The sequence below is a fragment of the Lentzea flava genome, assembly GCF_014648475.1.
GTDB classification, from domain to species: Bacteria; Actinomycetota; Actinomycetes; order Mycobacteriales; family Pseudonocardiaceae; genus Lentzea; species Lentzea flava.
Window position 1 is genome coordinate 19222 of sequence record NZ_BMRE01000042.1, and the last position, 19136, is coordinate 38357.

The following is a 19136-nucleotide window of genomic DNA, read 5'->3' on the forward strand; positions in this document are numbered from 1 at the left end:
ACCCGGACTGGTCGTGCTCCATGCCCTGTTCTTCGTCCCCAACGCTCCTCGCGTAACGAGTACAACGACCGAATCGACTTTCCGCAGTCATTCGGTCGAATTTGCAGGCAAACGACCGGCAGATTGACCTGACTGGACTAGCGTGTGTGAACTTTGCGTGATGGACTGCGGTCGCTGCGGCCGGAGACTGCCGCAATCGAGTTCATCACGGCGAATGATGATTTCTTTCCACCTGGGCGGGAAGATTCCGTCCGCGGGTTGTCACCGCGTTCTGATTCCACGTGATCGGGCGAACTCACCCTCCAGTGCGCGTCAGGCACGAAGATATGCTGCCCCGCAGGGCGCACCGAGGGGCTGGCATGGCACTGACCGACGAGGCGATCACGAAGATCCGGGCCATGATCAGGTCCGGTGAGCTCCCTCCCGGCGCGCGGCTGCCACCCGAACCCCAGCTGGCCGCACAGATCGGGTTGTCCCGCAGCGGTGTCCGCGAAGCGGTCAAGGTCCTGGAGGCGGCCCGCGTGCTCGACGTGCGCCGCGGCGACGGCACGTACGTCACCAGCCTCGGGCCCCGGCTGCTGCTCGAAGGGCTCGGCCTGGCGGTGGAGCTGCTGCGCGACGACACCCTGCTGGAGGTCATGGAGGTGCGCCGCCTGCTGGAGCCGATGGCCACCGGCCTGGCCGCGGTTCGCATGTCGGCGGAGGACCTCGATGCGCTGGGCAAGATCCTCGAGGACATGAGGTCCGCTCGGGACGACGCCGAGCTGCTGCTGCAGTACGACATGGAGTTCCACCGCACCGTCGTCGCCGCGACCGGCAACGAGACTCTCGCCTCCGTCCTGGAGGGTCTGTCCACCCGCACCGTCCGGGCTCGGGTGTGGCGCGGCCTCATCGAGGGCAACGCCGCACACATCACGCTCGCCGAGCACGAGGCGATCTACCACGCTCTGGTCGCGCGGGACCAGCTGCTCGCGCAGTCCACCGCCATGGTGCACGTCAACACCTCGGAAGCATGGCTGCGCGCGATTCTCTCGGCCGGCTGATCATCCATAAAGGACTCTCACGGTCCAGACATCGGATCAATCACGCCCGTCGCCTCTCACTGACCGCACGCGACCGATCGTCGAACGACCGAGGTCAGCTCGTCGAACGGACTGCCGCCCGGCAACGGAAAACGTTGTGAACAAAGGGGATTCCCAACCTGATCGGGGCCCGGGTTCTGTGCTGTGAGCATCCCTCAGACCTCGGTCAACAGGCGGACGAGAGCGTTGACGGTTCAGGTTTCCTGGCCTTAACGTCAGATGTCTCGCGTGTTGCGGCTACCGCACTCCGATCGAGAGGACCTTCATGTCACCAGTCCCGCGCAACCGTCGTGCGTTCCTCACCGCACTGGGAGCGGCCGGAGCCGCCACCGCCCTGTCCGGGACCTTCGACGTGCTGCGGTCCGTCCCGGCCGGCGCCACGATCCCCGGACCGGCAAGCTACTCACCGACCTGGGCTTCGGTGGACCAGCACCCACCGGCACCGGAGTGGTTCCAGGACGCGAAGTTCGGCATCTACTTCCACTGGGGTGTCTTCAGCGTCCCGGCGTACGACAACGAGTGGTACCCGCGCAACATGTACATCGCCGGCTCCGCGGCGAACACCCACCACAAGAGCGTGTTCGGCGATCCGGCGGCGTGGCCGTACCACAACTTCATCGACGGAGCGCGGGACAAGAACGGCAACCACGTCCAGTTCGCCCCGAAGCTCAGGTCGGCGGGCGGAAACTTCGACCCCGTGGAGTGGGCGCAGCTGTTCGCCGACGCCGGAGCGAAGTTCGCCGGACCGGTCGCCGAGCACCACGACGGGTTCTCGATGTGGAACAGCGCCGTCAACGAGTGGAACTCCGTCGCGAAGGGACCCCGGCTGGATCTCGTGCGGCTGCACGCCGACGCGATCAGGGCCAAGGGCATGAAGCTGATGGTGGCGATGCACCACGCGTACAACTTCACCGGCTTTTACGAACACGTGCCGACGCAGTCGACCACCACGCTGAGGAAGCTCTACGGACAGCTCGGCGCGACCGCGGAGAACCAGCTCTGGTACGACAAGCTCAAGGAAGTCATCGACAACTTCCAGCCGGACATCCTCTGGCAGGACTTCAACCTGTCCGCTGTGGACGAAGCGCAGCGGCTGAAGTTCCTGGCGTACTACTACAACAAGGCCGTGGCGTGGGACAAGGAAGTCGTCGCCACCTACAAGGACGGCTTCAACACCAGGGGCGAGGTCTTCGACTTCGAGCGCGGCGGCCCGGCCGAGATCCAGAACCCGTACTGGCTGACCGACGACAGCATCTCCAGCTCCAGCTGGTGCTACACCGTCGGCATCGGCTACTACTCGCTCAACGCCATGCTGCACTCGCTGATCGACCGGGTCAGCAAGAACGGCAACATGGTCCTCAACATCGCGCCGATGGCGGACGGCACGATCCCCGCCGACCAGCGCACGATCCTGCTGGGCATGGGCGACTACCTCAGGCGCTTCGGCGAGTCGATCTACGCCACCCGCGCCTGGTCCGCGTACGGGGAGGGGCCGACCAAGATGGGCGGCGGCTCCTTCACCACGCCACGCGCCGGGACGAGCACCGACATCCGCTTCACCCGCAACAAGGCCGGCACCGTTCTCTACGCCACCGTGCTCGGCTGGCCCGGCAGCACCCTGAACATCACCACGCTGTCCTCCACGCGGATCAACCTCGGCACGCTCACCTCGGTGCAGCTGCTCGGTCCCGGCGCGGGCAGCTACACGAACCTGCCGAACCGCAGCCAGGACGGCTCCGGCCTGCACATCACCATGCCGTCCTCCGGCGCGCCGTTCGCCGCGCCCGCGTACGTGGTGAAACTGACCTTCTCGGGCCAGATTCCCGCACTGGGCGCGGCACCGCTGCCCACCGGCTGGGCCAGGCTCAGCAACGTGACCACCGGCCTGGCGCTCGACGGCGGCGGCAGCGTGGCGGCGGGGTCGGTCGTCAAACAGTGGACCTGGGACGGCAGCCCGAACCTCCAGTGGCAGCTGGTCGACCTGGGCACCGGCTACCACCGCCTCGTCAACCGCACCAACGGCATGGTGGCCGACAGCGCAGGAGCGACCGCGAACGGCGCCGCCGCGGTGCAGAACACCTGGAACGGCGGCGTCAACCAGCAGTGGCGCCTCAACCACGTCGGCGGCGGCCGCTACCAGATCATCAACCGGGGCACCGGAACCGCGCTGGACGGCGCCGGCAACGCGACCTCGGGCTCCACGGTGGTCCTGTGGACTCCCAACAACAGCACCAACAACCAGTGGACGATCTCGGCGGTGTGACCGCCGACGGCCGAACCCGGTGAGAATCCATTCCCCCAATTCCGGGGTCGAATGACGCCGTCGAATTTGTTCGACAACACCGCAGGTCAACCCCATATGGCCGAACGGTTGCCCCTTGAACACGCGGAACGGATCTGGCAGTTTCACAAAGCGGCGAAGTTCGCCTTCCCCCTGATCCTCCTGTTTGGCGCGGACATGTGCTCGGGGGCGAATGTTAGCGCTAACAATGCAATGCCATCTCGACTGCGAAGGAGAATCATCGTGGATTCGACGGGCCAGGTCCCGCAGCTCAGGCCGCGCAGGCGCGGCCGCTGGACGTCCGTGCTGAGCAGCGTGTTCGCCGCCGTCCTCGCGGCCTCCGCGGCGGTCGCACTCCACACCGGTGCGGCGTCGGCGGCGAGCGTCGACACGAACGCGTGGTACGTGCTGGTCAATCGCAACAGCGGCAAGGCGATCGACGTCGCGGGCGCTTCCACCGCCGATGGCGCGGCGGTCACGCAGTGGTCCCGTCACGACGGGGCCAACCAGCAGTGGCAGTTCGTGGATTCCGGTGGCGGCTACTACCGGTTGAAGTCGAAGAATTCCGGCAAGGTCCTCGACGTGGCCGGCTTCTCCGCCGCGGACGGCGGGAAGCTCCAGCAGTGGACGGACCTCAACGGCAGCAACCAGCAGTTCCGGCTCGCGGACTCCGACGGCGGCTACGTCAGGCTGATCAACCGCAACAGCGGCAAGGCCGTGGAGGTGACCGGCCTGTCGACCGCGGACGGAGCGGCGGTCGTGCAGTACAGCGATTGGAACGGCTCCAACCAGCAGTGGCAGCTGGTCCGTGTGGGTGGCACCCCGGGAACGTGTTCGCTCCCGTCGACGTACCGGTGGTCGTCGACCGGCCCGCTGGCGAACCCGAAGCCGGACTGGATCTCGCTCAAGGACTTCACCACCGTCGTTCACAACGGCAAGCACGTGGTCTACGGGTCGACGGTCGACAAGACCGGCCAGCACTACGGCTCGATGAACTTCGGCCCGTTCACCAACTGGTCGGACATGGCCTCCGCCCCGCAGAACACCATGAACATCGGCACCGTCGCACCCACGCTGCTCTACTTCGCGCCGAAGAACATCTGGGTCCTCGCCTACCAGTGGGGTCCCACCACGTTCAGCTACCGGACCTCGAGCGACCCGACCAACGCCAACGGGTGGTCGGCGCCGCAGGAGCTCTTCTCCGGGAACATCCCCGGCGGCGGCGCCCTGGACCAGACGCTGATCGCCGACGGCTCGAACATGTACATGTTCTTCGCCGGTGACAACGGGAACATCTACCGCGCCAGCATGCCGATCGGGAACTTCCCCGGCAGCTTCGGCACGTCGTACACGACGATCATGACCGACACGCGGGAGAACCTGTTCGAAGCGGTCGAGGTCTACAAGGTCAAGGACCAGAACCAGTACCTCATGATCGTCGAGGCGATGGGGACCGGCGGGCGCTACTTCCGCTCGTTCACGTCCAGCAGCCTCAACGGCACGTGGACCCCACAGGCCGCCACCGAGAGCAACCCGTTCGCGGGCAAGGCCAACAGCGGCGCCACGTGGTCCAACGACATCAGCCACGGCGACCTGGTGCGCACCAACCCCGACCAGACCAAGACCATCGACCCCTGCAACCTGCAGTTCCTCTACCAGGGACTCCCACCGGGCTCCGGCGGCCCGTACAACTCCCTGCCCTGGCGGCCGGCGGTGCTGACGCTCCAGCGCTGATCGCCTGACGCGGAACCGGTCCGGCGCCCCTCACCCGCTCACCGGGTGAGGGGCGTCCGATCAGAACGAGCCCGGCAGGACGAGCACCGCCCACGCCGCGATCGGCCCGAGGCCGACGATGACGCAGGTGTAGGAGATGACCTGCCGGTAGAAGCGGGTCCGGTCGACGCCGCGGGCATTGGCGAGGACCAGCGCGCCGTTGGTGGAGAACGGCGAAACGTCGACGATCGTGGTGGAGATGGCCATGGCCGCGACGACACCCACGACCGGCAGGGAACCGGTGAGCAGCAACGGGATCGCCATCGGGATGGTCGCGGTGAGAATCGCCGTCGACGAGGCGAACGCCGACGTGACACCGACGATGACGCACAGCACGAGCGCCACGAGCAACGGCGCGCCCAGACCGACAGCGCCGTGCGCGACCCAGTCGATGGTGCCGGAGTGCTCCAGCACCCCCACGTAGGTGACCATGCCCGCGACCAGCAGGATCGTCGGCCAGCTGATGCCTTCGACGGCTTTGCCGAGGTTCTCCCGGTCGAGCAGGGCGAGCACGGCACCCGCCGCCAGCGCCTGCGGCCACGGGCCACCACCGACCAGCCCGGCGACCTTCGGCCCGACCAGGCCGACGAACGCGCCCACGCTCAGCACCAGACCCGGCCGGACCTCCTCCGGGATCGCGTCGACGACCCGGCCGCGCCACCCGGCCGCCGTGACCGCGATCATCAGCACCCCGGACCAGAACACCAGCCCGAGCGCCTGCTCCCAGGTGAAGCCGTGCGTTCCGATGACGGAGAACACGACCAGCGCGTTGATCTCCATGCCGGGCGCGACCGCGAACGGCAACCGCGCCCACAGCCCCATGGCGTTCGTGGCCAGCCCGCTGACCAGCGCGGTGGCCACGAACGCCGCGTACCAGGGAAACCCGCCCTTGGCGAGGATCGCCGGGTTCACCAGCACGATGTAGGACATCGCGAGGAACGTCGACAGCCCGCCGAGCACTTCGGTCCGGACGGTGGACCCGCTGGCCCTGATGCCGAAGAACCCGTCCAGGCGGTCGCGGCTGGACAGCTTGCTGGTCGTCATGGGCGCTCCGGCCGTGTGCGCAACCGCAGCGCCACGAGAATCGCGACAGCGGCAACCAAGAAGACGCCGTCGCGGTATCCCTAATATCGGCCACGCCGACGAGGATTTCGCGGTCGCTGTCGGCGGCAACGGCCACGGCGCCAGGGGTTCCGACGAGATCGGCAGGCTCGCGTCGACCGTCGTGCTCGGGAAGCCGTGGGACTGCCCGATCCCGCAGGACGTGTTCGCCCCGCTCGCCGCGTCCCCGGACGCGGACGACCGCGGCGAGCGGCCAGACTTTCTCAAGCCACCGTTCGGTCTGTGCTGACAGGAGAGAAACAGTTGTCCCCTACCTCGGCTCACGAGCTGCTGCGAGACGAACGATGGCGTTCCCTGACCGCCGATCAGGAGAAGCTGCGCGCCTACGCCGACGACGAGTGGTTCAGGTCGGGCCTGGACGCGGCCTACGAGGTGCTCGGTGACAACGCGAGCCGCCTCGTGCAGCGGCACGCCGTTCTGGTGATCCAGCCGGACTGCGTCGCCGGACGGACGGCGGAGCGCTGCGTGGACCACGTGCGCCGGCAGGGCTTCGAACCCGTCCGCACGATCCGGTTCCACTTCGGCGCGGAACAGACCGCCGGCATCTGGCACTACCAGTCCAACATCTCGACACCGGACAGTCTCGACATCGCCGACCAGGTGTGCGGCAAGGGCGACTCGCTCGTGGTGCTGCTCAGGGACACCACCGCGGAGCCGGTGATCCCGGCCAGCCTGCGCCTCACCGACCTCAAGGGACGGTCGAACCCCGCCAAACGCACCGAACACCACCTCCGCACGATTCTCGGCGCCCAGACCGTTCTGGTCGTGCTGGTGCACACACCGGACGAACCCGTCGACCTCATCCGGGAGACCTCGGTTCTGCTCGGCCCGCGGATGCGCGAGCTCTACGCCGCGATGGCCCAGCCGGTTCCGCCCGGTGCCGCCGAGGAGCTGGCGGCTCACATCAGGGACCTGTACGCCGAGTCCGAGGCCCACGACCTGGATCTGCAGGCCGCCTGGGAGCGGGTGACCGCCCGCATCACCGACCAGGAGGCCCTCTCCACGCTCGACAAGGTGCGGCACGGCAACGAGAAGCTCGACTGGCCCTGGTTCACCGGCACCCTCGCCGCCGCCGGCGTCGACCCGCACGGCTGGGACGCCCTGCTCATCGGCAGCGAGCACATCGAACACGACCTGCCGGGAATCCCCCGGCTCGTCGACCGCGTCAGCATCGAGAGCTGGACGAACGGTGAAGGGGTCCTGCTCACCCGCGCGTGACCAGGGGTGCCGTGCACAGCACGAGCTGTGCACGGCACCGACCGTCAGCTCAGAACAGACCCCACTCGCTGAACTTCGCGGCAAGATCACGCAGGGTTTCCGGCGTCATCTTCTTGCGCGCTTCCTTCTCCGGCGATTCCTTGTCGGCGCCGAAGTGGTACACGCGCTCACCGGTCTTGGTGTCCACCAGGAACGAGTAGTCCTTGACCGCCGGACCGCGGATGACGAGCGAGACCGTGTTCTCCTCCGCGATGAGCACGTGCATCATCCGGTGGTGCAGCGCGTAGGTCGTCCCCTGCCGCTCCGTGCGCGCGTGCAACGCGGTGAAGGGCAACGGGAAAGCACCGTCGTCGTCGGTGCCCTGATCGCCGTACATGAAGTGCCGGAAGTGTCCTTTGAGGACCATGCTGGCGAACGTCCACCGGTGGTTGTGCGGCAGGTCGTCGCACCCGTTCCAGAACACGTGCAGCCGCACCCGGACACCAGACTCCGGATCGGCGTACAGCACGATCTTGTCCAGCGACTGGCCGACCTCGCCGAGAGTGACCGGGTCGGGCCGCTCGCACAACGCGAGCAGCCCAGGCGTGTCGGCCACCGCGTCGAGGGCGGTGCGGAGGATCTCCCTGCCCGGATGAACCTGCTGCACGAGGCGGTGGCCGACGCGGTGACGCGGGCCGCCAGGACCCTGGTGCTCTCCGGCGACTGCCCCACCGCCCGCGCGGTGGTGGCCGGGCTGCAGCGCCGCCACGACGACCTGGCCGTCCTCTGGCTGGACGCCCACGGCGACTTCAACACCCCGGCCATCTCGACCAGCGGCTACCTCGGCGGCATGGCACTGGCCATGCTGACCGGCCGCACACCTGACCTGTTCGACGACACGCTGGGCCTGCGCCCCGTCCCCGAAACCGGCGTCGTGCTCGCTGACGCCCGCGACCTCGACCCCGCCGAACACGACGCCCTCGCCGGCAGTCACGTCCGGCGCGTGCCCCTCGACCCCGTCGCGATCACCTCCGCCCTCGACCGGCTCGGCTCCGTCCCCGTCTACCTCCACCTCGACATCGACGTCATCGACAGCGCCGAGCTGTCCGGTGCGCGCTTTCCCTCCGGCCCCGGCCCCTCCCTCGTCCAGGTCGAGGAAAGCCTGGCCGCCGCCAGCGCCACCGCCGACATCGCCGGCGCCTGCATCGCCTGCGCGTGGCTTCCCGAGCACGTCAACGATCTGAGCAGCCGCCAGACGATCACCCGCGTCGCCGCGGCGCTCGGCGCCGGCCTGGCATGGCACGAACCCGCCGGCGGCTGACCCCACGGACCCAAAGCGCGGCAAGTTCGTCCACGCCGACGCGACAGCGGCGGTTCGGGGGCAGCTGCTACCCGTCCTCCGGCACCAAGGCGGCGGCAAAGCGCGTCGCGACCGCCGCCACCGCGGCACGCAGCTCCTCACCGCCCTCGACGCGGAAACCGAACGGCACGGCCGCCAGCCACTCCTGCGCGTACATCGCCGGATTGCTGGTGCTGCCGATGAGCACGCACCCGCCCCCCAACGGGTGAAGCCGTCCCATGGGAGGCCGGATCCAGGGCGCCACCTCGGTCAGCGGGGCTTCGAACACGACGCGGGTGGGGAACTCCCAGCCCGCGCCGAGGTGCTCCTCCAGCACCGCGACCGGGTCGAGGTCGCCGGGCGGTTCGAACTCGTGCGCGGTCTGCGCCACCGCGCGAACGCGGTCGACCCGGTAGGTGCGGATCGCGTCCGCCCGACGGGAATGGCACAACAGGTACCAGCGTCCGTGGCGGACGACGACCGCCCACGGGTCCACCTCCGCCTTCCACGCGGTGCCGCCCTCGCTCTGGTACGTGATCAGCACCCGGTGCCTGGCCGCGACGGCGGCGACGAGTGCGCTGGTGATGGCGGCATCCGGGCGGGCGGAGTGCCGGTCGGGCGCGGCTTTGGCGTGCTCGCGCAGGACGGCCGCCTGCCGGCCGACGTTCTCCGGCAGCGCCTGGACGACCTTGCCGAGGGCCGCACCGACCGGGTCTTCGGCGTCGGTGGCGGCCGGCTGGCCGTCGAGCACCGCCATGACCAGGCCCAGCGCCTCGGCCTGGGTGAACACGATCGGCGGCAGCTTCGTGCCGCGCCGCAGCCGGTACCCGCCGTGCGGACCGCGGCTCGACTCGACCCGGATGCCCGCCTCTCGCAGGATTCCGATGTACCGGCGGGCGGCGCGTTCCGTGACGCCCAGCCTCTCGGCGAGCTGGCCGGCGGTCGTGCCGGGACGCGCCTGCAGGATCTCCAAGGCGCGCAGTGCCCGCGCGGTCGGACTGAGATCACTCGGCACGCGGGCAGGGTAGGTGATCCTCCGGATGAACCGGAAGCAGATCGTCCGGAACTGCCTCTAGCGTGACGGTGCACCGCGGCGACCTGGCCGCGCCGAAGAGGGAGAACCGACCGTGGACATCCTGCTCATCGCCGGCCTGTGGCTCGACGGATCGGCCTGGGACGACGTCGCGTCCACGCTCCGATCGCTCGGCCACCGTCCCGTGGCGCTGACCCTGCCGGGGCAGGGTGACGGATCCACCTCGGCCACGCTCGACGACCAGGTGGCGGCAGTGCTCGCCGCCGTGGACGCGGCCTCCGGCAAGCCCGTGGTGGTCGGGCACTCGGCCGCCTGCACGCTGGCCTGGCTGGCCGCCGACGCGCGGCCGGACAAGATCTCCGTGGTGGTCTTCGTCGGCGGCTTCCCGGCCGGCGACGGAAAGCCCTACGCCGACTTCTTCGAGCTGCGCGACGGCGCCATGCCCTTCCCCGGCTGGGAGGCGTTCGAAGGACCCGACTCGGCCGACCTCGACGAGGAGGCCAGGCGCGCCTTCGCCGCTGCCGCCATCCCCGTCCCCGAAGCCGTGGCCACCGGTGTCGTGCGGCTGACCGACGAGCGACGCTTCGACGTCCCGGTCACGGTCATCTGCCCCGAGTTCACCCCCGCCCAGGCCCAGGAGTGGATCAACGCGGGCGACGTGCCAGAACTCGCCGGGGTCAGGCACCTCGACTTCGTCGACATCGACTCCGGCCACTGGCCCATGCACACCAAGCCGGCCGAACTGGCCCGGCTCCTCGCGGCGACCGGACCGGAGCGGGCAGCGCGCAGCGGAAAGGCGGATCTCGCATGACCAGGTACGTGATCGGCCCTGACGTGGCCCTCCGCCTGGCTCACGACCACGCCGTGATCGCCGCCGGAAACCAGATCCTGGCCCCGACGCTGCTTCGCTCGCAGACCCTGTCGCTTCTGCACCAACAGGTGCACCGGGGTGAGATGTCCAAAAAGGACGCGGAGCGCCACCTCGATCACCTGCGCGGCCTGCGGATCCGGCTGCTCGGCGACCGCGTCCTGCAGGCCACCGCCTGGAAGGTCGCGGACCAGCTCGGGTGGTCCGACACCTTTGCCGCCGAGTACGTCGCCCTGACCCAGCTCCAGGCGGACGCCTTCGTCACGCTCGACGAGCAACTCGCCCGTGCGGTGAAGAAGCTGGTGACGGTCGCACCGATCGACGCGCTGACCGGCTAACCGGGAAGCAGCACCATGCGCGAGGAATCCGCTTGCACGGAGATCTCGCCGAAGTTTCCCCTGAGGCAGTAGGAACCGCCGTCCAGTTCGAATGAATCAACGCCGCCGTAGTCGAGCTCCCCCGAGGCGTCCCTGGCCGGCGGCAGCCCCTGGCCGGTCCAGTGAAGAGCCGACACGCCTTCGAACCTGAGCTCGCCGCGCCGATAGCAATAGCGCTCTCCTGGCAGCGGGGCGTGATGGTCGGGATGCTCGGGAAGCAGAACGACCTCAATGGAGATCACGACCAGACCGGGCCGGGCCGTGATGTCGAGAACCCAGCTGTCCTCCAGGTAGTACAGGCGCAGCTCGTCGATTTGGCGGTAGTCGATCATCGCAGCTCGCAGTCGATCGGAGTGTGGCCCGCGGTCGTAATTCTCCCGACTCGTCGTCATCAGTGTATTTCATCGAACCGCCATTCGATTCGACTGTCGAACGGCAGCGCACGGAGCCGAGGACGTGGGAGCGCCTGCCGACCGCAGCCCGGCCCGGCGTTTCGCCCACCTGCGAGGGACCACGCAGCGCGACCGTCCGGCGAGACGTGGTTCATGCTGGTCAAGGCGTGGATCAGACCCGGACCGGCCGACGCTCGCACGAGCTAAAGAATTCGCACGAACTTTAGCAGCCACAATTCCCTCCAGCGGCCGGCCACTTGTCCGCGAGAAACCCTTTCGTCGCGTCTTGACCGCGCCGAGATCATCCTTCACAGTTTGGTGGACGCGATCGGCGCCCGCGACAGTGGCACCTCTGTCCGTGCGCCCGTCTTTAATCCTCGGATTGCCGACGGCTGACGTAATCGTTGGTTCAGAGGTCGCGCCATGGACCAATCGGTGCAATTGGTCATTCATTGCCCTGCCGCGGTTCGCCCCACCTCGCCGAAGAGGAGAACGCCCAATGGCCGGATCAGGCCCCCACTCACCAACCGCCCTCCCACGAGCGCGCAGGCGTCGCATCGCCGGTGTCACCGCCGCCGTCGCCGTGCTGCTCGGCGGACTGGTGGCGGCCTTCAGCGCGGCGCCCGTGTCGGCGGCGACCGTCGACACCAGCGCCTGGTACGTGTTGGTCAACCGCAACAGCGGCAAGGCTTTGGACGTCTACAACTCCGTCACGACCGACGGCGCGCGCATCACCCAGTGGACCCGCAACGACGGCAACCAGCAGCAGTGGCAGTTCGTCGACTCCGGCGGCGGCTACTACCGGCTGAAGTCGCGGCTGTCGGGCAAGGTCCTCGACGTCTACCAGCGTTCCACCGCCGACGGCGGCGCCATCGTCCAGTGGAGCGACAACAACGGCACCAACCAGCAGTTCCGCCTCGCCGACTCCGACGGCGGCCACGTGCGCCTGATCAACCGCAACAGCAACAAGGCCGTCGAGGTCCAGGGTGCCTCCACCGCCGATGGCGGCAACGTCGTGCAGTACAGCGACTGGGGTGGCGCGAACCAGCAGTGGCAGCTCGTCCGCGTCGGTGGCGGGACGGGGCCCACCACCACGACGAGCAACCCGCCGGGCACGTGCTCGCTGCCCTCGACGTACCGGTGGTCGTCGACGGGCCCGCTGGCGCAGCCGAAACAGGGCTGGGTCTCGCTCAAGGACTTCACCCACGTCATGTACAACGGCAAGCACCTGGTCTACGCGACGACGCACGACTTCGGCACGAAGTGGGGCTCGATGAACTTCGGGACCTTCACCAACTGGTCCGACATGGCCTCGGCCCCGCAGAACGGGATGAACAGCGGCACCGTCGCACCGACGCTGTTCTACTTCGCACCCAAGAACATCTGGGTGCTCGCCTACCAGTGGGGCGGGACCGCGTTCAGCTACCGGACGTCGACCGACCCCACGAACCCGAACGGATGGTCGGCGCAGCAGACGCTCTCCACCGCCAGCATCCCCAACTCCGGTACCGGCCCCATCGACCAGACGTTGATCGGTGACGACACGAACATGTACCTGTTCTTCGCCGGGGACAACGGCAAGATCTACCGCTCGACCATGCCGATCGGGAACTTCCCCGGCAACTTCGGCTCGGCCTGGACGGAGATCATGAGCGACACCCAGGCGAACCTGTTCGAGGCCGTCGAGGTGTACAAGGTCCAGGGCCAGAACCAGTACCTCATGATCGTCGAGGCGATGGGCCGCAACGGGCGGTTCTTCCGCTCCTTCACGTCGAGCAGCCTCAACGGTTCGTGGACTCCGCAGGCCGCCACCGAGAGCAACCCGTTCGCGGGCAAGGCGAACAGCGGTGCCACCTGGACCAACGACATCAGCCACGGCGACCTGATCCGGACCAACCCCGACCAGACCAAGACCATCGACCCGTGCAACCTCCAGCTCCTCTACCAAGGACGCAGCCCCAGCTCCGACGGCACCGAGTACGGCCTGCTGCCCTACCGGCCGGGTGTGCTGACACTGCAACGCTGATCACCTGACGCTGAAGACCCCAGGCCGGCCCGGCCTGGGGTCTTCAGCAATGCGTTCGGTGGTGACGACCTTTCCGGCTTTGCGGAGAATGTCCTTCTCCGGCGCCGCCAGTCGCCTTCGCCTCGCCGTGTCAGAGCTTTGTCAGCGCCACGATTCGTTGTGTCAGAGCTTTGTCAGCGCCATATCAGAGCCTTGCCCCAAGGCACCTGCGCTCACACAAGCCGCACGATTCCCGGCGCTGAACCGACGCCGTGACCGGGCTTTCACCGAACGGAAAGAAAACCGCATGAACACGAAGATGAAGACCCGGAGCGCCGTCACGGCGCTGGCGACCTTCGCCGTCCTGGGCAGCATGACGATGAGCACGACGCAGGCTGTCGCCGCGCCGCCCGTCGTCAACATGGAAGCCACCGTCCTGGCCGCCCAGATCGACCCCCGGCGCGCCGACGACACGCTGACCCCTGGCGCCAAGGACTCCGTGCTGGCCGTCGAGCGGGCACTCCAGGCACGCAACCTGCTGGACGCCCAGTGGGTCGACGGCTACTTCGGAACCACGACCATCAAGGCGTACGCGGCCTACCAGCGTTCGCTCGGCTACACCGGACTGGCCGCGAACGGGCTGCCCGGCGCGAGCTCGCTGGCCAAGCTCGGGGATGGGCGGTTCACCGTCTCCCACGTGATCAAGCCGGGCTCGAAGGTCCAGCGCGACGGGTACGTGGTCAACACCCGCACCCAGGCGATGCTCACCGAGGCCGAACGTCTGCTGGGACGCCGCCTCAAGCTGGATCAGGGCTCCTACAACCCCGGTGGCGACCCGACCTCCGCCGGCACCCACGACGGCGGCGGCGTCGTGGACATCAACGTCGACGGCATGTCCGCCGAGACCCGCACCGCCGTCGCCAAGGCGATGCGCCAGGTCGGCTTCGCCGCCTGGGTCCGCAGCCCCTCCCAGGGCAACTGGCCGTGGCACATCCACGCCGTGGCGATCAACGACACCGACCAGGCCACCCAGGCCCAGAACCAGGTCGGTGACTACTACCTCGGCTTCAACGGCCTCGCCAACCACCGTCCCGACGACGGCCCCCGTGTCCCGATCAAGACGTGGGAGGACTACCAGCGCGCGCACTGACCAGCAGCCTGGACTCCACCCCGATCACTGACGCTTCACGAAGAGGGAAACCCGTGAAATTCCCACGCATGATGCTCGCCGTCGCCGGGGCCGCGCTGGCCCTGGTCGCGCCGCTCATGGCCGCCACCGCCTCGCCCGCGTTCGCCGCGAGCCGGGACGGGGACTGCGACAGCGGAGAGTTCTGCTACTACTACAACAGCAACCAGGCCGGCTCGCTCTCCGACTTCACCGGCTCGATCAGCGATCTCGGCGCCACTCAGCCGTCCTGCTACGAGTTCAAGGGCGCCGGCGCCGGCAAAGGCCTGTGCGTGAAGAACAACGCGGCCTCGGTGCGCAACCGCACCAGCCACACCGTGCGGGTCTACTTCAACAGCGGCTACGGCGGCGCGCACCAGGACTTCGCCCCCGGCCAGGCCGGCAACCTCAACTCCACGCTGAAGAACAACAACGCCAGCCACAAGTTCCTCACCGGGGGCGGCGGCGGTTCGGAAAGCCCCACCAACGACTACGACGGTCGTCCCCGCGGGTTCGCCCAGAACAACTGCACCGCCTTCGCCGCCTACCGGATCGCGAGCAGGCTCGGCGTCCCGAACTTCAGCAACTCCTACGGCGGAACCACCTGGGGCAACGCCGGCACCTGGGACGACGCCGCCCGCCGCGTCGGCGTCACGGTCAACAAGACCCCGAAGGTCGGCGCCATCGCCGTCAACGACGTTCACCGCGTCGGTCACGTGGCCTACGTCAACGCGGTCCACTCCGACGGCTCGTTCGACGTCGAGGAGTACAACTGGAACAACCCGCTCGCGTACGGCACTCGCAAGAACGTCCACGTGAGCAACGCGCAGGCCGACTTCCAGTACATGCTCCACTTCTGACCGGCCAGTGATCACAACACGAGGTGCCGGCAGTTCCTACCGGCACCTCGTGTTCGCGCGTTCATCCCGTCAGGGCGACAGCCGGGTCGGACGTGGCGAACAGACCGTCGAACACCCGGACGCGGTCGAAGGACAGGGCGTGGTCGCGTGCCCGGTCCGCCATGAGTTGCCGTTCCTCTGCCGACAGGTCGAACACCACCCGGTCGATCGCGGCGGCGATGTCGTCGGTGTTCCCGGCTTCGACCAGGATCGCCGTCCCGCCCACCGCTTCGCCGACGCCGCCGGTGGTGGTCGTGATCACCGGCCCGCCGCCCGCGAGCATCTTCTCGGTCAGCGCGATGCCGAAGGTCTCGACGAAGTCCGGTTCGGGCTTGGTCGGCAGCGCGTACACGGCGCAGCCGTTCATCAGCAGCGGCTTTTCCTCGTCCTCCACGTCGGTGAGGAAAAGAATCCGGTCGTTGTGCCGGGTGATCGCCCGGAGGTGCTCCAATTCGGGGCCGTTGCCGGCGATCACGAGCTTCAGCCGGGACCGCGCCTGGCACCGGGAGAACGCGTCCACCAGGTCGTAGATGCCTTTGGCCCGTGTCACCCTGGACAGGAACAACACGTACCCGTCGCGTTCCAGGCCGCGTCGCTTCAGGGCGGCGTCCACGAGTGCCGGATCGAGGTCGAGGTAGGCCGAGGTGTCGATCGGCGGGTAGCTCACCGATATCCGGCGCGCGCACTGGCGGGCGAACCGGGTGCCGCAGTGCGTGTCGACGGCCTCCGCGCAGGCGATGATCTCCTGCCTGGTGTACTCCGACACGGCGATCACCTGGTCGTTGGCGAGGAACCGGGTGAACAGGACCACGGCTGCCCCGAACCGCCCCTCGCGCAGGCACGAGCGAATCACGTTGGTGACGTCCGAGCCGACCGCCTTCGCGATGGTGTGGACGTCAGGTGCGTAACCGGCCGCGCGTGCCGCGTCGACGGCGTCGCGCACGACGGCGTCGTGCGGAGCGAGGTACATCGAGACGCACGTGGTCGGGATCGGCTCGGCCAGCAGTTCGACCAGACGTCCCGTCAGCCCGGCCAGGTGCCGGCCGTCGGGTACCCGGTAGTCGCCGACCGGCTCCGGCCGCTCCACGGTGATGCCCTCGCTGTAGGGCATGATCCGATCCAGCGGCTTGAGCGGCAGCCCTGCCGCCTGCAGCACGGGGATCGGCCACGTCAGCAGCCGGACGTCGTCGAAGCCGCGGGTGAGCGCGACCTCGGCCAGGTTGCGGGCTTCTCCGGAGTGACCGCAGATGACTGGGTCGGCCCTGACCACGATGACGAGACGGCGGCTTGGCCTGGTCATGTGCGAGCCCCCTTTCCGGACGGGTCGGACACTGATGGCGGCAGGATCTTGCGTCCCCACTCCGACGGGTGCGGCCCGAGTTCGAGCACCAGCCGGCCGCCGGCGTGGACGTCGGTCGCGCGCAGGTGCGCCGCGTCCAGTGGTTTGCCGTCCAGCTGGGCGGACTGCACGTACTGCGGCGGCGGGTTTTCTTCCAGCCCGTCGGAACTGATGGACGTCTCGCGGTGGCCACGCGTCTCGATGACGAAATCGCGGTCTCCGAGGTGCAGCGTGGCGCGGCTGAAGGCAGGCGCGTTGACGAGGAACAGGTTCTGCCCGGCGACCGGGAACAGGCCGAGCGAGGCCCACACGTACCAGGAACTCAGCCCGCCCGAGTCGTCGTTGCCCGGCAGGCCGCCGCGACCGGTGCCGAACTGCCAGGTCAGCGCCGCGTGCACGATCTCGGCCGTGCGGTCCGGCCGAGCCGCGTAGTGGTAGGACCACGGCGCTTCCATGTCCGGCTCGTTGTTCAGCCCCTCGAACCGGTTCAGCAGGTAACCGGCCGCCATCTCCGCCGGGTCGGGCCGCTTGCCGGGCTGCGCCACCCGCGGGGCGCCGTAGCCGAAGAACGCGTCGAGTGTGCTGACGAAGGCCTCGTTCCCGCCGACCATCGCGATTCTCGCGGCCATGTCGTGCAGCAGCCGGAACGAGTAGTTCCACTTGCCGCCCTCGTAGAACGACGAGTCGACGAGCAGGCCGGTGTCGGGGTCGAACGCGCCTGCCCACAACCGGCTTCGCGCCTCGAGGTCGTCGGCGAGCTGGACGTCGTTCAGGCTGCGGGCGACACCGGAGGTGCAGTGGCAGGCGTAGGCGAGGTCGAGCGTGTGCGAGATCGGGTGCACGACGCCGTGCTCGTAGAAGTCCTCGCCGTACATCCGGCGCAGGTCGTCGTACATGTGCACCAGCGCCCAGGTCCAGTCCAGGTCGCCGAGGCCGAGGGCGTGCACGTCGGCCAGCGCGGTGTGGACCAGCGCGCTCGCCTGCCGGAAGAACCTGTCCGCGCCGCGAGCCATCCGATAGCCGATCGGGAAGTTGCCTTCCTCCTCGCAGACCCGGATCAATGACTCCAGGAGATCGACCGCCCGGTCCGGGCAGATGGCCATCAGCAACGGCAGCTGGGTCTTGTAGATGTCCCACATCGTGCAGATGTCGAACACGAAGGGCCCGGAGGACGGCCAGAACGGGCTCTCGTCGTCGGCGAAGCACGGCTTGATCAGCGAGTGGTACACCGCCGTCGCGAACACCTGGCGCCTGGCGGGTGACCCGCCCTCGACCTCCACCCTGCCCACGTGGTCGCGCCACCGGGCCTTGGTCCGCGCCAGGACGGCGTCGAACGCCGGCGCCCCGTCACCGCACTCGCGATACAGGTTCTCCCTGGCCTGTTCACAGCCTCGCAGAGAGAACCCGATCTGGATCTCGACGCTCTGCCCCGCGGTCGTGGGGCCCATGTAGAGCAACCCGAACGGGCGCAACGTGGTCTGCCTGATGCGGTCGAAGTCGAGCCGCGTGCCACCCTCGATCAGCCTGCGGTCGTGCCAGAGCATCTGTCGCCAGCCCGGACTGTCGACCTTGATGTACACCGACAGCGGCACGCCTTCGACGACCACCGTTCCCTGGGCACGGCCGTTGCCGAGGCTTTCCACATGCGCCCGCAACGGCACCGTGCGGCCGAGGTCGATGGCCAGCCCGCCGCAGGACAGGTCGACGACGATCCGTGCGCTGCGATGCTCGGGAAAGGCGTACCGGTGCACGGCGACCTTGGCGCCGACCGTGACCTCACAGCGAATGCCGGTGTCGAGAGTGGCCGCGTAGTACCCGGCTTCCGCGGTCTCGTCGTGCAGCGGCCAGGCCTGACCGAGGACGTCGAGCTGCTGCACCATCGGCGTCACCCGCACGTAGTTGTAGTACTTGCGGATCGCACCGGTACCGGACTGCTGGAAGTGGGTGAAACCGGACGCCTGCAGCCGGTCGAACATCTCCTCCGGCTGCCCCTCGGTGTTCTTCATGTAGAGGCCGTACCCGGTCGGATAGGCCCCGGAGTAGGCGCAGGCGGACACCATGCCGAGCGGGGACGTCGCACCGGGGTGGGTGTTGCCCACCTGAGCTTTCGGCCACCACCAGGTGGCCGCCAGCCCCTGCGCCGCGGGCAGTGAGGTGGCAGCCGTTCCGATGAAGGGATCAATCTCGTCGAGGATGACGAGACAGTAGGTCAGCGCGGCACCGCGTTGGTTTCAACGACATGAACATGTGGCCGGGCGCTTGAC

The 19136-nt window shown here is 68.4% G+C and carries 17 protein-coding genes; 11 read left to right on the top strand and 6 right to left on the bottom strand.

Annotated features, from left to right (window positions below; translation table 11 throughout):
* Window positions 1-359 precede the first annotated feature (359 nt).
* The 3 genes from IEZ09_RS33945 (at window position 360) to IEZ09_RS33955 (ending at window position 5097) form a co-directional block, all read left to right on the top strand.
* Complete coding sequence (locus IEZ09_RS33945) at window positions 360-1043, top strand: FadR/GntR family transcriptional regulator (RefSeq protein WP_189257903.1); 684 nt, start codon at window positions 360-362, stop codon at window positions 1041-1043.
* A gap of 304 nt (window positions 1044-1347) precedes the next feature.
* A complete protein-coding gene (locus IEZ09_RS33950) occupies window positions 1348-3345 on the top strand; it encodes an alpha-L-fucosidase (protein WP_189257904.1) in 1998 nt (665 codons plus the stop codon).
* A gap of 261 nt (window positions 3346-3606) precedes the next feature.
* The gene (locus tag IEZ09_RS33955) at window positions 3607-5097 is read left to right on the top strand and encodes a non-reducing end alpha-L-arabinofuranosidase family hydrolase (RefSeq protein ID WP_370467767.1); all 1491 of its coding nucleotides are present in this window, start codon (window positions 3607-3609) and stop codon (window positions 5095-5097) included.
* A gap of 60 nt (window positions 5098-5157) precedes the next feature.
* Here IEZ09_RS33955 and IEZ09_RS33960 read toward each other — a convergent pair whose 3' ends face one another.
* Window positions 5158-6180 (bottom strand): solute carrier family 23 protein, encoded by a 1023-nt coding sequence (locus IEZ09_RS33960; protein WP_189257906.1) that lies wholly within the window; start codon window positions 6178-6180, stop codon window positions 5158-5160.
* Between IEZ09_RS33960 and IEZ09_RS33965 the strand changes: the two genes are divergently transcribed.
* On the top strand, window positions 6179-6487 hold the full coding sequence (locus IEZ09_RS33965) for a hypothetical protein (protein WP_189257907.1): 309 nt from the start codon (window positions 6179-6181) through the stop codon (window positions 6485-6487). The genes IEZ09_RS33960 and IEZ09_RS33965 overlap by 2 nt on opposite strands.
* Window positions 6481-7476 carry a nucleoside-diphosphate kinase gene (locus tag IEZ09_RS33970; protein WP_189257908.1) on the top strand — a complete coding sequence of 332 codons (996 nt, stop codon included), beginning with the start codon at window positions 6481-6483 and terminating at the stop codon, window positions 7474-7476. Before IEZ09_RS33965 ends, IEZ09_RS33970 begins: the two co-directional genes overlap by 7 nt.
* Window positions 7477-7525: 49 nt before the next feature.
* On the opposite strand, the gene IEZ09_RS33975 is transcribed toward IEZ09_RS33970, so the two are convergent.
* Entirely contained in the window at window positions 7526-8122 is a 597-nt protein-coding gene (locus IEZ09_RS33975; protein WP_189257909.1) for a hypothetical protein, read from the bottom strand.
* Here IEZ09_RS33975 and IEZ09_RS33980 point away from each other — a divergent pair.
* On the top strand, window positions 8108-8776 hold the full coding sequence (locus IEZ09_RS33980) for an arginase family protein (RefSeq protein WP_189257910.1): 669 nt from the start codon (window positions 8108-8110) through the stop codon (window positions 8774-8776). The genes IEZ09_RS33975 and IEZ09_RS33980 overlap by 15 nt on opposite strands.
* Before the next feature lie 67 nt (window positions 8777-8843).
* Here IEZ09_RS33980 and IEZ09_RS33985 read toward each other — a convergent pair whose 3' ends face one another.
* A complete protein-coding gene (locus tag IEZ09_RS33985; protein WP_189257911.1) occupies window positions 8844-9809 on the bottom strand; it encodes a helix-turn-helix transcriptional regulator in 966 nt (321 codons plus the stop codon).
* Window positions 9810-9921: 112 nt separating this feature from the next.
* On the opposite strand from IEZ09_RS33985, the gene IEZ09_RS33990 reads away from it, so the two are divergent.
* Both IEZ09_RS33990 and IEZ09_RS33995 read left to right on the top strand, forming a co-directional pair.
* Window positions 9922-10638 carry an alpha/beta fold hydrolase gene (locus tag IEZ09_RS33990; RefSeq protein ID WP_189257912.1) on the top strand — a complete coding sequence of 239 codons (717 nt, stop codon included), beginning with the start codon at window positions 9922-9924 and terminating at the stop codon, window positions 10636-10638.
* Window positions 10635-11033, top strand: a complete 399-nt coding sequence (locus tag IEZ09_RS33995) for a type II toxin-antitoxin system VapC family toxin (RefSeq protein ID WP_189257913.1) — start codon at window positions 10635-10637, stop codon at window positions 11031-11033. The genes IEZ09_RS33990 and IEZ09_RS33995 overlap by 4 nt, the downstream gene beginning before the upstream one ends.
* On the opposite strand, the gene IEZ09_RS34000 is transcribed toward IEZ09_RS33995, so the two are convergent.
* On the bottom strand, window positions 11030-11404 hold the full coding sequence (locus IEZ09_RS34000) for a hypothetical protein (RefSeq protein ID WP_189257914.1): 375 nt from the start codon (window positions 11402-11404) through the stop codon (window positions 11030-11032). The two genes, IEZ09_RS33995 and IEZ09_RS34000, sit on opposite strands and share 4 nt — an antisense overlap.
* Window positions 11405-11963: 559 nt before the next feature.
* Here IEZ09_RS34000 and IEZ09_RS34005 point away from each other — a divergent pair.
* The 3 genes from IEZ09_RS34005 (at window position 11964) to IEZ09_RS34015 (ending at window position 15494) form a co-directional block, all read left to right on the top strand.
* Window positions 11964-13490 (top strand): non-reducing end alpha-L-arabinofuranosidase family hydrolase, encoded by a 1527-nt coding sequence (locus IEZ09_RS34005; RefSeq protein ID WP_189257915.1) that lies wholly within the window; start codon window positions 11964-11966, stop codon window positions 13488-13490.
* A 286-nt stretch (window positions 13491-13776) separates the two neighbouring features.
* On the top strand, window positions 13777-14619 hold the full coding sequence (locus IEZ09_RS34010) for a peptidoglycan-binding domain-containing protein (protein WP_189257916.1): 843 nt from the start codon (window positions 13777-13779) through the stop codon (window positions 14617-14619).
* Window positions 14620-14672: 53 nt separating this feature from the next.
* Window positions 14673-15494: a CHAP domain-containing protein gene (locus IEZ09_RS34015; protein WP_189257917.1), complete on the top strand. Its 822-nt coding sequence runs from the start codon at window positions 14673-14675 to the stop codon at window positions 15492-15494.
* A gap of 61 nt (window positions 15495-15555) precedes the next feature.
* Here IEZ09_RS34015 and IEZ09_RS34020 read toward each other — a convergent pair whose 3' ends face one another.
* Together IEZ09_RS34020 and IEZ09_RS34025 are read right to left on the bottom strand one after the other, a co-directional pair.
* A complete protein-coding gene (locus IEZ09_RS34020; protein WP_189257918.1) occupies window positions 15556-16833 on the bottom strand; it encodes a glycosyltransferase in 1278 nt (425 codons plus the stop codon).
* Complete coding sequence (locus IEZ09_RS34025) at window positions 16830-19085, bottom strand: glycoside hydrolase domain-containing protein (protein WP_301326164.1); 2256 nt, start codon at window positions 19083-19085, stop codon at window positions 16830-16832. Before IEZ09_RS34025 ends, IEZ09_RS34020 begins: the two co-directional genes overlap by 4 nt.
* Window positions 19086-19136: the final 51 nt, after the last annotated feature.